The sequence below is a fragment of the Occultella kanbiaonis genome, from assembly GCF_009708215.1.
In the GTDB taxonomy this organism is placed as follows: Bacteria; Actinomycetota; Actinomycetes; order Actinomycetales; family Beutenbergiaceae; genus Occultella; species Occultella kanbiaonis.
In genome coordinates this window covers 4,118,224-4,131,321 of sequence record NZ_CP046175.1, presented here as the reverse complement: position 1 = coordinate 4,131,321, position 13,098 = coordinate 4,118,224, and the positions used below count along the sequence as shown (strand labels likewise).

Here is a 13,098-nt window from a genome sequence, read left to right as displayed (position 1 = left end):
GCGCTCAGGGCCGCCGCTCGGAGGGGTCGGTCTCGGCGGGCGCCGACCCTGCTTCCTTGGCGGGCGGCCGGTTGGTCGGGTAGCCGGCCTGTTCGAGGCGGACCTCGGCGAGGGCGATCTCGCGGGTCAGCGCCGTGATCTGCCGGTCCATCAGCTTCATCCGCCGGTACATCGTGGCCACATAGGACAGGAACGCGATGACGAGGGCGTAGAGCACGAGGTCGGTGCCCCGGCCGACCCCGACCAGCCGGGCCAGCTGGCTCAGGAACGACGGGTAGATGATCGCCGCGGCAGTGGCCAGCACGAAGCCGACGAGCAGCACCCGCCGGACCGCCTGATGCCGGGCGTCCGCCGTGGATCGGGTGAGGGTCACCGCGACCGCGGCGATGCCGACGAGCAGGATCAGCTGGATCCAGATCTTCTCCATGGCGCCCACCTCCTCACTTGAAGACCAGGTCGACGAGGATGTTGACCGAGTTCAGCACCGACTGGCCCTTGCCCTTGGAGTATTCCGTGTACAGCACGTGCACGGGGTACTCGCGCCAGGGCAGCCTCGTCCGGCCCAGTTGCAGCACGATCTCGCTGGCGTGCGCCATCCGGTTCTGGACGAGGTTCACCCGCGCGGCCGCGTCCCGGCGGATCACCCGCAGGCCGTTGTGGGCGTCGGTCAGGCGCAGCCCGGTGCTCTGGTTCGTCACCCACACGGCCGTCTTGAGGATGACCTTCTTCAGGAGGCCGGCCTTCGTGCGATCGTCGAGGAACCGGGAGCCGAACACGATCGCGAGGTCCTCCTCGCGGGCCATCGCCACCATCGCCTCGGCGTCGGAGACCTGGTGCTGGCCATCCGCGTCGAAGGTGACCAGATAGGAGGCGTCGGTCTGCGTGACCACGTAGGCGATGCCGGTCTGCAGGGCGGCACCCTGGCCGAGGTTCGTGGCGTGATGGACCACGAGCGCGCCGGCCGCGCGGGCCGCGGCCGCGGAGGAGTCCGTGGAGCCGTCGTCCACACAGACGATGTTGGCGAACGTGGGCAGGGCCGCCCTGATCACGTCGCCGATCACGGTGGCCTCGTTGTACAACGGCACCACGAGCCAGGCGTCGTCGTTCGTGGTCATGCGCACATTGTGGCAGTGCCGGCTGGGGCAGCGTGCCACGGCGTGAGGAGGATCCAACCGTGGTGACGGGGCGATAACCTGCCTCCAGCGGCGCAGGGCCGCGGCGACGACGAGAGCGCGAGGAGCCGGGCATGGGAGTGCGCATCAGCGACACCGCCGACGTCGACCCGCGTGCGTTCCTGGGGGAGGGCACGTCCGTGTGGCACCTCGCGCAGGTTCGCGAGGGCGCCGTGCTGGGCACCGGCTGCGTCGTCGGGCGCGGCGCGTACGTCGGCCCGGGGGTGAGCCTCGGCAACAACTGCAAGCTCCAGAACTACGCGCTCGTCTACGAGCCGGCCGTGCTCGAGGACGGCGTCTTCGTCGGCCCGGCCGCGGTGCTCACCAATGACGAGTTCCCGCGCGCCGTGAACCCCGACGGGTCCCTGAAGACCGGTGCGGACTGGGAGGCCGTCGGAGTCACGCTGCGGCAGGGGAGCTCGGTGGGTGCGCGCGCGGTGTGCATCGCCCCGGTGACGGTTGGCCGATGGGCCACCGTGGCCGCGGGCGCCGTCGTGACCAGGGACGTGCCGGACTTCGCCCTGGTGGCCGGCGTCCCGGCCCGGTGGCTGAGATGGGTCGGCCGTGCCGGGGTGCCGCTGGAGGACGAGGGTGGCGGCCACTGGCGCTGCCCGAGTTCGGGTGAGACCTATGTCGAGACCGACGGTGGGCTGGCCCTCGAACGTGACCACGATGCTGAGGAGACCCCGTGACCGAAGACCTGATCCCTGCCGCACGACCGATCATCGGCGACGAGGAACGGGCCGCGGTGGACCGTGTGCTGCGCAGCGGCATGATCGCGCAGGGCCCCGAGGTGGCCGCCTTCGAGGCGGAGTTCGCGGCCGAGCTCGTCGCCGGTCGCACCTGCGTGGCCGTCAACTCCGGCACGTCCGGCCTGCACCTGGGTCTGCTGGCCGCCGGGGTCGGGCCGGGCGACGAGGTCATCGTGCCCTCGTTCACCTTCGCCGCAACCGGGAACTCGGTGGCGCTCACCGGGGCCACCCCCGTGTTCGCCGACATCGAGGGCACGTACTTCAATCTCGACCCGGCCGGCGTCCGGGCCGCGATCACCGAGCGGACCAAGGGCATCATGCCGGTCCACCTGTACGGCCACCCGGCCGCGATGACCGAGCTGCGCGCGATCGCCGACTCCCGCGGCCTGCGCCTCTTCGAGGACGCCGCGCAGGCCCACGGCGCCACCCTGAACGGAGCCCCGGTCGGCTCGTTCGGCGACTTCGGGATGTTCTCCCTGTACCCGACGAAGAACATGACCTCCGGCGAGGGCGGCATGGTCTCGTGCGCCACGGACGAGATCGCCCGCAACGTCCGGCTGCTGCGCAACCAGGGCATGCAGAAGCAGTACGCGAACGAGGTCATCGGGTTCAACGCCCGGATGACGGACATCCACGCCGCCATCGGACGGGTGCAGCTGACGAAGGTCGGCGGCTGGACGAGGGCGCGCCAGGCCAATGCCGCGTTCCTGGACGAGAACCTCGAGGGCGTGCTGACCCCGGCCGTGGCCGAGGGTGCCACGCACGTCTACCACCAGTACACGATCCGGGTGCCCGGTGACCGGGACGCGTTCGCCACCGCGCTGCGCGAGGAGCACGCCGTCGGCTGCGGCGTCTACTACCCGATCCCGAACCACCGCCTCGAGTCCCTCCGGGGCTACGCCCCCGGCCTCGACCTGCCGGAGACGGAGAGGGCGGCGCGCGAGGTCATCTCGCTCCCGGTGCACCCCTCGCTCTCCCGGCAGGACCTGGACCGGATCGTCACCGCTGTGAACACCGTCGCGAAGGCGGGCGCGTGATGGCGAACCTGCGCGCTGGCCTCATCGGCCTCGGCATGATGGGCCGGCACCACGCCCGGGTGCTGCGTTCCCTCGACGGCGTCGACCTGGTGGCCGTCGCCGATCCGGGCGGCGACCCGCACAATGTCGCCGGTGCACTGCCGGTCCTGCCTGACGTCCAAGCGCTGATCGACGCCGGCATCGACTACGCGATGGTGGCGGTGCCCACGCAGTTCCACACCGAGGCCGGCCTGGCGCTGGCCGGGGCCGGCGTGCACGCGCTGATCGAGAAGCCGCTCGCCAAGGACACCGAGGGTGCCCGGGCGCTGGCAGACGCGTTCGAGGGTGCGGGCCTGGTGGGTGCGGTCGGGCACATCGAGCGGTACAACCCGGCGCTGCAGTCGCTGCGTGCGCGCCTCGAGGCGGGCGAGCTGGGCGACGTCTATCAGATCGCGACCCGACGGCAGGGGCCGTTCCCGGCCCGGATCGCCGACGTCGGCGTGGTCAAGGACCTCGGCACCCACGACATCGACCTGACGGCCTGGGTGGCGCAGCAGGCGTACACGTCGGTGGCGGCGCGGACGGCGTTCAAGAGCGGCCGCGAGCACGAGGACCTGGTCGCGATCACAGGGCTGCTGGCGGACGGGACCGTGACGAACCACCTGGTGAACTGGCTCTCGCCGATGAAGGAACGGCTGACCGTCGTCACCGGGGACAAGGGGACGTTCGTGGCCGACACGCTGCTGGCCGACCTCACCTTCCACGCGAACGGGAACATCCCGACGCGCTGGGCCGATGTGGCCCAGTTCCGTGGGGTGTCCGAGGGTGACGTGATCCGGTACGCGATCGACAAGCCGGAGCCTCTGCGGACCGAGCACGAGGCGTTCCGCGACGCGATCCTCGGCAAGCCGGCGGACATCGTCACCATGAGGCAGGGACTGGCGACCGTCGCGGTCGCGGAGGCCGCCCTCGAATCGGCCCGCACCGGCCGGACCGTGACCCTCGGCTGAGCCGGTGGAGGACGACCGCGCGCCCGGATCACCCACGCCGCGACCGAGGCGGGTCACGATGGTGTCCCGGATCTTCAGTCCCGAGGCGGCAGCCGCCTCGTTCCGGCTCGCGGCGCTCGCGAACGCCCTGCACGCGGCCGGCGCCCGGGTGGACGTCCTGACGGTCTCCGAGCCGACCGGGGCGCCGCCGACGACGCACCCCTCGATCCGGATCTCCCGCCGCCCCGTGCTGCGGGACGGTGACGGGTACGTGCGCGGCTACCTCCAGTACCTGAGCTTCGATGTGCCGTTGGCGGTGCGGCTGCTGCTGACCCGACGGCCGGACGTCGTCGTGGTCGAGCCGCCGCCCACGACCGGCGCCGTGGTGCGGCTGGTGTGCGCGCTGCGGCGATTGCCCTATGTCTACAACGGCGCGGACGTCTGGTCCGACGCGGCAGCCTCCACCGGCGCACCCGCGCCCGTGGTCGCCGTGGTCCGTCGGCTGGAGTCGTTCGCGCTCGCCGGTGCCGCGGCCGTGCTCTCGGTCTCCGACGGCGTCACCGAGCGGGTCCGTGCCCTCGGCGCTCGGAGCGTGGTGACCACGGGCAACGGGGTGGACACCGACACGTTCACCCCGGCCGGTCCCCGGCACAGCGAACCCGACGGCGCCCCGTACCTGCTGTACGCCGGTACCGCGTCGGAGTGGCAGGGCGCCGACATCTTCGTGCGCGCGATGACCCGGGTCCGCGAACAGGTCCCCGGTGCCCGGCTGGTGTTCCTCGGCCAGGGCAGCGCCTGGCCGAGGCTGCGCGAGCTCGCGGCCGCACTGCCCGGCGGCGATGCCGGCGAGGACGCGCCGGTGCTGTTCGTGCCCCCGGCGAGCCCGGCGGAGACGGCGACGTGGCTACGCGGGGCGCGCTCCGCCGTCGTGAGCCTGCGGCCCGGCCAGGGCTACGACTTCGCGATCCCCACCAAGGTCTTCGCGGCGCTCGCGTGCGGCACCCCGGTCGTGTACACCGGGCCCGGCCCGGCGGGCGCGATCCTCACCGACCACCGGATGGGCCGGGTCGCGGAGTACGCCCCGGGTCCGGTCGCCGCGGCGATGGTGGCGGCGCTGACCACCGACCGGGACGCCGCGCAGGAGCGCCGCCTGCACGAGTGGGTGCTCGAGAACCGCTCGCTCGACGCGGCCGGCCGGCGCGGCGCCGCCGTCGTGCTGGCGGCGGCCGCCCCGTGACTAGGCTGAGCGCACCCGGCCACGGGTGGCCCGGTCGACCGCCGGCGCACGGCACACACGGGAGGGAGCGCGCGCGATGAGTGCGTTGTGGCGCATGGTGCGCGCCCTGCTCGCCGTGCTACCCGCCGGCAGCGGCCGGTTCGTGGTCACCTTCGCGGTGCTCTCGGCCGCCCTGTCGATCCTGGACGTCCTGGCCCTCGGGCTGCTCGCGCTCACCATGGCCCCGATGCTCTCCGGGGCACCGCTCACGCTGCCGGTCCTCGGGACGCTCAGCGAACCGGCGGACTTCCGGAACATGCTGATCGTGGTCGGCGCGCTGATCATCACCAAGAGCGTGCTCGCGATCACGCTGCAGTGGTTCGCGACGCGGCGGTTCGCCAGGTTCGAGCAGGACCTCGGCAGCCAACTCCTGAACGCGTTCTTCGAGTCCCCGTGGACCGAGCGGCTCGGCCGCAACTCCACCGACCTGGTGCGCTCGACCGACGTCGGGGTGGCCACCACGGTCTCCGGGGTGCTGATCCCGGCCGCGATGCTGTCCGGTGAGATCTTCACGTTCGCCGCCGTGCTGATCGTGCTGATCGTCGCCGAACCGCTGATCGCCGCCGTCGCGATCGCCTACTTCGGAGTCATCGGCGCGTTCCTGTACCTGTGGGTGCTGCGCAAGGCGGTCGAGGCCGGCCGGGTGAACCGCTCCTACTCGACGCGCTCGGTGCGCCTGGTCAGCGAGATGGTGCACTCGCTCAAGGAGATCACCCTGCGCGGCAAGGGTCCCGAGGTCGCCGAGGTCGTGCGCGGCGTGCGGCTGAAGAGCTCGCAGGCCCGCGCGAACATGTCCTTCCTCGGGGTGGTCCCGCGGTACGTGCTCGAGGCCGGGCTCATCGGTGGTCTCGCCATCGGGGCGGGCGTCGGCTACCTGCAGGGCGGCGTCAACGGGGCCCTCGGCGCCGTGGCACTGTTCGGCGTCGCCGGGTTCCGGATCGTGCCGTCGCTGACGCGGTTCCAGTCGATCATGGCCCAGACCGGGGCCTCGATGCCGTTCGCGCAGCAGGTCCTCGACGAGATCCGCAAGGGTGCCGCCAGGCGCCGGGACCGTCCCGCGGCGGCCGCCGCCGGCCCGATCCCGGCCGACGCCCGGGCGCTGACGCTCGAGGGGGTGTCCTTCACCTACCCCGGTGGCACCGAGGCGGTCCGCGAGGTGGACCTGCGGTTGCCGTTCGGCACCTCGCTCGCGCTGGTGGGGGCCTCCGGATCCGGGAAGTCCACCCTCGTGGACCTGATCCTCGGGCTGCTCGAGCCGAGTGCCGGGCGGTTGCTCGTGGGGGACGCGCCGATGCCGGACGTCCTCGACGAGTGGCGCTCGCGAGTCGGCTACGTGCCCCAGGAGGTGTCCCTGTTCGACTCCACGGTGGCGCAGAACGTGGCCCTGACCTGGGTGCCGGAGCAGGTGGACCGCGAGCGGGTGCGCCGGGCCCTGGAACGGGCGCAGATGCTCGAGACGATCGAGGCCCGCGACGGCGGCATCGACGCCCGCATCGGGGAGCGTGGGCTGAACCTGTCCGGTGGGCAGCGTCAACGCATCGGCATCGCCCGCGCGCTCTACAACGACCCGCTCGTGCTGATCATGGACGAGGCCACGAGCGCCCTGGACACCTCAACGGAGGCCGCCGTGACATCAGCGATCGCCGAGCTCCGCGGGGACGTCACCATGGTCGTCGTGGCCCACCGGCTCGCCACGATCCGGCACAGCGACCAGGTGTGCTTCATGCGGGACGGGCGCCTCGTGGCCCACGGCACGTTCGGTCAGGTGGTGGCGGCCGAGCCCGACTTCGCCGAGCAGGCGGCACTCGCGGGCCTGACCGGGGAGCTGCCGGAGTGAGCGAGCCCGGCATCGACCTGCGCGTGGGTGGGCGCCCGGCCCGCGTCGCCGTGCTCGTCTACAACGACGCGCACGCGGACACCCGGGTGCTCAAGACCGCGGCCACGCTGAGCGCTGCGGGTGCGCAGGTCCGGATCTTCGCCGTCGCCCGCGCCCGGTCCGGGTTCCCGGTCGGGACGCAGCGGCTCGACTCCGGCGTCTACCTGGAGCGCCTCCCCGAGTTCGAACTGGCCAGGTCCGCCCCATGGCTCGCGTCGGCGTATCGGTGGGTGCGGCGCCGGGTCGCGGCCGTCGGGTCGCGAGCGGGCGCCGGGTCGGCACCGGCACGCCCGACGGCAGACCCCAGGTCCGCAGGGACGGCGCCGACGGCGGGGGCCGGGTCGGCCGCCTCGGTCACCCCGGGCGGTCCGGTCACCCCGGGCGGTCCGGCCGAGGGTGCGGCGTCGGGTGGGAGCGTCCGGGCCCGCGCCGTCTCCGGGCTGTTCGACCTGTGGCTGCGCACGTACCGGACGGTCAGCCTGGCCGTGTACTGGGCGGGCGCGGTGCGGGCCGCCTCGCACTGGCGCCCGGACCTGGTCCACGCCAACGACGGCAACACCCTCGCGCCCGCGCTGGCCGTTCGGTCCCGCACCGGTGCGCGGATCGTCTACGACGCGCACGAGCTGTGGCGCCATCGCAACGTGCGGCCCCGCCCGGTCGCGCCCTACGTCGAGCACCTGATCGAGCGGTGCGGCATCCGCCGGGCAGCAGGGGTGATCACCGTCTCGCCGAACATCGCCAGATGGCTGCAGCGCACCTACGGCCTGCTCACCCCGCCCACCCTGGTCCGGAACATCCCACCGGCCGCGACCGCGCCGATCAGCACCGGCACCGGGCGGCTCCGGCAGCTCGCTGGCCTCACCGCAGCGGCGAAGGTGATCGCCTACGGGGGTCGGCTGACCACGAACCGTGGCATCGAGGAGACCGTGGACGCCCTGACCCACATGGCCTCCGACGTGCACCTGGTGCTGCTCGGCTACGGTGAGCCGAACTACGTCGAACCGCTGCGCGCGCGGGTCGACGCCGCCGGCCTGACCGAGCGGGTCCACTTCGTCGGCAGGGTCGATTCCGCGGACGTGGCGGCGACGCTGGCCGACGCGGACCTGTCCGTGGTGTACGTGCGCCCGAGCTGCCTCAGCTACTACTACTCGCTGCCGAACAAGCTCTTCGAGTCGATCCACGCGGGACTCCCCATCGCGGCTGCGGACCTGCCGGACACCCGAGAGATCGTGCTGCGGTACGGCGTCGGACGGGTCTTCGCGACCGAGGACGGCCGTGATCTCGCCGCCACGATGACCGAGGTGCTCGCCGACCCCGAGTCCTACCGGGCCGCCGCCCGGGCCGCCGCCGCCGAGCTGACTTGGGAGCACGAGGCCGCGCGGCTGCTCGGGTTGTACCGGCAGATCCTGGCGAGGGTGCGATGAGCGGGGGAACCGGGCCGAGCCGGCCGAGCCTGCTCATCCTGGCGTTCTCCCCGATCGCGCAGGACGCCCGGGTGCGCAAGCAGGTGGCGCTGTTCGCCCCCGACTACGACGTGACCACCGTCGGCTACGGCCCGGCGCCGGACGGTGTGGTGGCCCACCACGAGATCCCCGCGGACCTGATCGCCTGGCACAAGGACCGCCTCGGGCTGATCGTGCGCCGCTATTCCAGCGTGTACTGGGGCAACGCCGTCGTCGCGCACCTGCGCGCGGTGCTGCCGGTGCACGCCTTCGACGCGATCCTGGCCGACGACGCGGACACGGTCCCACTGGCCCTGTGGCTACGCCCACGCGCCGGGGTGCACGCGGACCTGCACGAGTACGCGCCCCGCGAGAACGAGGAGTCGCGGCGCTGGCGCACGTTCGTGGCCCCGTACTACCGCTGGATCTGCCGGACCTTCCTGCCGCGGTGCGCAAGCCTGACCACGGTGGGTGCGGGCCTCGCCGAGGAGTACCGCCGCGAGTTCGGCCTCGAGGTGGGCGTGGTGCCGAACGCGACCCCGTTCCTGGACACCGAGCCCACGAAGGTGCACGAGCCGATCCGGCTCGTGCACTCGGGGAACGCCCGTCGGAACCGGAACCTCGGCCTCATGATCGACGCCGTCGTGAACACGTCCGTGTCGGTCACCCTCGACCTGTATCTGATGCCCAACGACCCCGCCTACCTCGCCGAACTGCGCGAACAGGCGGCGCGGACCGAACGCGTCCGCATCCATGACCCGGTGCCCTACGAACGCCTGGTGCGGACGCTGACCGACTACGACGTCGGCGTGTTCGTCCTGCCGCCGATCACGTTCAACTACCTCTGGACGCTGCCGAACAAGCTCTTCGACTTCATCCAGGGGCGGCTCGGTGTCATCATCGGGCCGTCACCGGAGATGGCCGCCCTGGTCCGCCGGCACGGAGTCGGCGAGGTGACCTCCGACTTCACCGCCCAGGCGCTGACCGAGACCCTGGACGCGCTCGACGCGGCCCGGGTACGGCGATGGAAGCTCGCCTCGCACGCGGTGGCCCGGGACCTCTCCGCGGACGTGGGGATGACCGGCTGGAGCGGGCCGGTCAGCGCTCTGCTCGAGCGCGGCTGAGTGCGTCCAGGACCTCCTTCGCCGCGTGCCCGTCCCCGTACGGCCGCGCATCGGTGGGCGCGGGCCGGCGACGGCTCGCGGCAGCGGCGATGCCCTCCGGGCCGACCAGGACGTTCCAGCCCAGCTGGACCGTCTCGACCCACTCAGTCTCGGTCCGCACGGTGGTGCACGGCACCCGCAGCTCGAACGCCTCCTTCTGCAGCCCACCGGAGTCCGTGATGACACCGCGCGCGGACAGCACCGCCGTCACCAGCTCCCGGTAGGACAGCGGTGTGCGCACCAGCAGGCCGCTGGCGTCGAGGTCCAGCCCGGCGGCGTCCGCTCGGGCGCGCAGGCGTGGATGGGCGAGCAGGACGACCGGGTGGTCCACCGCGGCGAGTCCCTCGACGATCGCAGCCAACCGCATCGGATCGTCGGTGTTCTCCGCACGGTGGATCGTTGCGACGGAATAGCCACCGGGCACGAGTCCGAGTTCGTCGAGGACGCGTGGGCGCTCGCCCCGCACCGCCTGCGCGATCGTGAGCAGGACGTCGGTCATCACGTCCCCCACGACCACGGTGCGCCCGGCCAGCCCTTCGGCCGCCAGGTGCTCGGCGGCGACCTCGGTCGGGGCGAGCAGGAGGTCCGCGGCGTGATCGGTCAGGACCCGGTTGTGCTCCTCGGGCATCACCCTGTTGAACGAGCGGAGTCCGGCCTCGAGGTGGGCCACCCGCACGTGCTGCTTCACCGCGGCGAGGGCCCCGGCAAGGGTGGAGTTCGTGTCGCCGTAGACGAGCACCCAGTCGGGGGAGTGCTCGCCGATCACGGTCTCAAGGCCGGCCAGCATCGCCGCGGTCTGCGCGCCGTGGCTGCCGCTGCCGATCCCGAGGTGCACCTCCGGAGCGGGGATGCCGAGCTCGCTGAAGAACACGTCCGAGAGCATCGGGTCGTAGTGCTGACCGGTGTGCACGATCACGTGATCCTCACCACGCCGAGCACACTCCGCAGCGATCGGCGCCAGCTTCACGAACTGCGGCCGGGCGCCCACGACGCTCAGGATCCTCATGAATCCCGAGTCTAGGTGCGGTGCCGTGCTCGGCGGACGAACGCTCGAGCCGCGCTCGTGCGCGGGCTGCCGACCGGGCGATCCGCGGGGGATCGGATAACTTCTCCTCATGCGGACAGTGGTGCTCACGACCTGGTACCCCACGGAGGTCGCCCCGAGCAGCGGCACCTTCGTGGAGAAGGACGTGCGGGCGATCGCCGCCCGACCGGAGGTCGACGCGGTGGACGTGGTCCACCTGGTGCCGCGGCACCAGGACGACGGCGTCCGCACCCTTGTCCGGGACGGCATCCGGATCCGCCGGGTCCCGATGAGCACGACGTCCCCGCTGGACATCGCCACGGTGGCGCGTTCCCTGCCGGTGCTGCTGGAGGGCGCCGACGTGGTCCACACCATGGCGTTCTCGACCCTGCTGCCGTTCGCGGCATTCCCACCCCTGGTGGGGACCCGACCGGACGCGCCCTGGGTGCACACCGAGCACTGGTCCGCGCTGACCTCGCCGGAGACGCTGCCGCTCGCCGCCCGTGCGGCGCTGCCGGCGCTGCGGCCGATGCTCGGCCTGCCCGACGTCGTCACTGCCGTGTGCGAGTTCCTCGCCGCCCCGATCCGAAGGACCCGGGGCGCGGGCCGACCCACAGAGGTGGTGCCGTGCATCGTGCCGCCACGTGCGCACCTCACCGCCCGTCCGATGCGGCCACGAACTCCGATGCGCCTGGTCGCGGTCGGCGGGCTCGTCGAGCGCAAGGACCCGCTCCTCGCAGTCGAGGTTCTGGCCGAGCTTGCCCGGCGGTCACACCCGGCCCACCTGACCTGGGTCGGCGACGGCGAACTCCGCGAGGCGGTGGCGAAGCACGCCCGGAAGAAGAAGGTGGCGCACCTGCTCACGCTCGCCGGCGGCACCGACACCGCCGGGGTCTCGGCGGCGCTGGACGCCGCGGATCTGTTCTTCCTGCCGACCCGGGCGGAGAACTTCTGCGTCTCGGCCGCGGAGGCACTGGTGCACGGCCGCCCGGTCGTGGTCGGCGCGAACGGGGGACAGGCCGAGTACATCCAGGACGGTGTCGGTGCGGTGGTGGCCGATCAGAGCGCCGGGGCGTATGCGGACGCGGTCATCGCGACCGAGCGGGCAACCCGACACCTCAACGCCTCCGACGTCGCGGCGACGGTCGGAGACCGGTTCGCCCCCGAACGGGTCGGCGCGGCGTACGTCGCCACCTACCGCCAGGCCCGGGACCTCGGCCGTGGCTGAGGGTGCTCCCGAGACTGCGGGCGAGGCGCAGCACGAGCCGGAGGCGCGCCCCGGGGTCGACGTCGTCATCGCCGTGCACAACACCGAACGCCCTATCGCGCGGGCCGTGCGTTCGGTCCTCGAGCACAACGCCGAGGGTGCCCGGGTCACGGTGGTCTGTCACAACATCTCCGCCGCGGAGATCCGCCCGCTGCTGGACGCCAGACACCCGCGACCAGGTCCGGTTCCTCGAGCACCACGACGAGTTCCGGAGCGCCTCGGGACCGTTCAACGCAGGCATGGATGCCGCGACGGCTCCCTACGTCTGCATCATGGGCTCGGACGACACGCTCATGCCCGGGGCCCTCTCGTCCTGGTTCTGGCGGGCGGAACGGTCCGGCGCGGACGCGGTGATGGCGCGCCTTGAACTGGGTGGCGACCGTAGGCTCGTGCGCACCCCGCCCACCCGCCCCTGGGGCGCGGACCGCTCGACCCGATCAAGGACCGGCTCTGCTACCGCAGCGCGCCGCTCGGCGTCGTCCGTACCGAGGCGCTCGGCCGGCTCGGCCTACGCCTCGAGGAGGGCGCACAGGTCGGCGGCGACGTCGCCTTCGTGACCCGGCTGTGGTTCGAGGGCCGGATCGTCTTCGACCGCGCCGGGCCGGCGTACCGGATCGGTGAGGACGCCGAGGACCGGGTCACCTACGCGGCCCGGCCGATCGCGACCGAGCTGCGATTCCTGCGCCACCTTCTCGCGTTGCCCTGGTTCGAGAACCTCTCCCTCGAACGGCGCCGCTCGGCGTGCGTGAAGTTCGTGCGTATCCACCTCTTCGGCGCCGTGCACAACCGGCCGGATCCGAGCTTCTGGACCGACAAGGAACGCCGCTCGCTCGCCAAGGTGGCGCGCAAGCTGCTGATCGCCGCACCCGGTGCGGAGAGCGTCCTCTCGCTCGCCGACCGGCGACTCCTGGACGCGATCCTGGCGCCGGACACGGAGCCGGCCACGCTGATCGGGCTGGCCAGGGCGCGCCGCCGGCACGGACGCCCGGACACGCTGATCACACGCGACCTCGCCCAGCTCCTGGCGACGGAGGCGCCGCTGCGCCTCATGGCCGCCTCGGTCCTGCTGCGCTGAGCTCCCCGGCGCGCGTGTACCGTCGGATCCGCAGCACCCACCCCGT

The 13,098-nt window shown here is 72.6% G+C and carries 13 protein-coding genes; 10 read left to right on the top strand and 3 right to left on the bottom strand.

Annotated features, from left to right (window positions below):
- Positions 1-4 precede the first annotated feature (4 nt).
- Both GKS42_RS18940 and GKS42_RS18935 read right to left on the bottom strand, forming a co-directional pair.
- Complete coding sequence (locus GKS42_RS18940) at positions 5-427, bottom strand: DUF2304 domain-containing protein (RefSeq protein WP_232847744.1); 423 nt, start codon at positions 425-427, stop codon at positions 5-7.
- Between the two features lie 13 nt (positions 428-440).
- The gene (locus tag GKS42_RS18935; protein ID WP_154795238.1) at positions 441-1,115 is read right to left on the bottom strand and encodes a glycosyltransferase family 2 protein; all 675 of its coding nucleotides are present in this window, start codon (positions 1,113-1,115) and stop codon (positions 441-443) included.
- 131 nt (positions 1,116-1,246) lie between these two features.
- Between GKS42_RS18935 and GKS42_RS18930 the strand changes: the two genes are divergently transcribed.
- The 7 genes from GKS42_RS18930 (at position 1,247) to GKS42_RS18900 (ending at position 9,647) form a co-directional block, all read left to right on the top strand.
- Positions 1,247-1,864 carry an acyltransferase gene (locus GKS42_RS18930; RefSeq protein ID WP_154795237.1) on the top strand — a complete coding sequence of 206 codons (618 nt, stop codon included), beginning with the start codon at positions 1,247-1,249 and terminating at the stop codon, positions 1,862-1,864.
- Positions 1,861-2,961, top strand: coding sequence for a DegT/DnrJ/EryC1/StrS family aminotransferase (locus tag GKS42_RS18925; RefSeq protein WP_154795236.1), 1,101 nt, complete (start codon positions 1,861-1,863; stop codon positions 2,959-2,961). The genes GKS42_RS18930 and GKS42_RS18925 overlap by 4 nt, the downstream gene beginning before the upstream one ends.
- Positions 2,961-3,950 (top strand): Gfo/Idh/MocA family protein, encoded by a 990-nt coding sequence (locus tag GKS42_RS18920; protein WP_154795235.1) that lies wholly within the window; start codon positions 2,961-2,963, stop codon positions 3,948-3,950. Before GKS42_RS18925 ends, GKS42_RS18920 begins: the two co-directional genes overlap by 1 nt.
- Positions 3,951-4,008: 58 nt before the next feature.
- Positions 4,009-5,166: a glycosyltransferase gene (locus GKS42_RS18915; protein ID WP_154795234.1), complete on the top strand. Its 1,158-nt coding sequence runs from the start codon at positions 4,009-4,011 to the stop codon at positions 5,164-5,166.
- 76 nt (positions 5,167-5,242) lie between these two features.
- A complete protein-coding gene (locus GKS42_RS18910; RefSeq protein ID WP_154795233.1) occupies positions 5,243-7,042 on the top strand; it encodes an ABC transporter ATP-binding protein in 1,800 nt (599 codons plus the stop codon).
- A complete protein-coding gene (locus GKS42_RS18905) occupies positions 7,039-8,505 on the top strand; it encodes a glycosyltransferase (protein ID WP_168217897.1) in 1,467 nt (488 codons plus the stop codon). Before GKS42_RS18910 ends, GKS42_RS18905 begins: the two co-directional genes overlap by 4 nt.
- On the top strand, positions 8,502-9,647 hold the full coding sequence (locus GKS42_RS18900) for a glycosyltransferase family protein (RefSeq protein WP_154795231.1): 1,146 nt from the start codon (positions 8,502-8,504) through the stop codon (positions 9,645-9,647). The genes GKS42_RS18905 and GKS42_RS18900 overlap by 4 nt, the downstream gene beginning before the upstream one ends.
- Here GKS42_RS18900 and wecB read toward each other — a convergent pair.
- Positions 9,622-10,692: a non-hydrolyzing UDP-N-acetylglucosamine 2-epimerase gene (gene wecB / locus GKS42_RS18895; RefSeq protein ID WP_154795230.1), complete on the bottom strand. Its 1,071-nt coding sequence runs from the start codon at positions 10,690-10,692 to the stop codon at positions 9,622-9,624. The genes GKS42_RS18900 and wecB overlap by 26 nt on opposite strands.
- A 109-nt stretch (positions 10,693-10,801) precedes the next feature.
- Between wecB and GKS42_RS18890 the strand changes: the two genes are divergently transcribed.
- The 3 genes from GKS42_RS18890 to GKS42_RS18885 are packed head-to-tail and all read left to right on the top strand — an operon-like array spanning position 10,802 to position 13,052.
- Positions 10,802-11,938 (top strand): glycosyltransferase, encoded by a 1,137-nt coding sequence (locus GKS42_RS18890; protein ID WP_154795229.1) that lies wholly within the window; start codon positions 10,802-10,804, stop codon positions 11,936-11,938.
- A 2-nt stretch (positions 11,939-11,940) separates the two neighbouring features.
- The gene (locus GKS42_RS26960) at positions 11,941-12,534 is read left to right on the top strand and encodes a glycosyltransferase (protein ID WP_354002670.1); all 594 of its coding nucleotides are present in this window, start codon (positions 11,941-11,943) and stop codon (positions 12,532-12,534) included.
- Positions 12,531-13,052 (top strand): hypothetical protein, encoded by a 522-nt coding sequence (locus GKS42_RS18885; RefSeq protein WP_154795228.1) that lies wholly within the window; start codon positions 12,531-12,533, stop codon positions 13,050-13,052. The genes GKS42_RS26960 and GKS42_RS18885 overlap by 4 nt, the downstream gene beginning before the upstream one ends.
- The last annotated feature ends 46 nt before the right edge of the window (positions 13,053-13,098 follow it).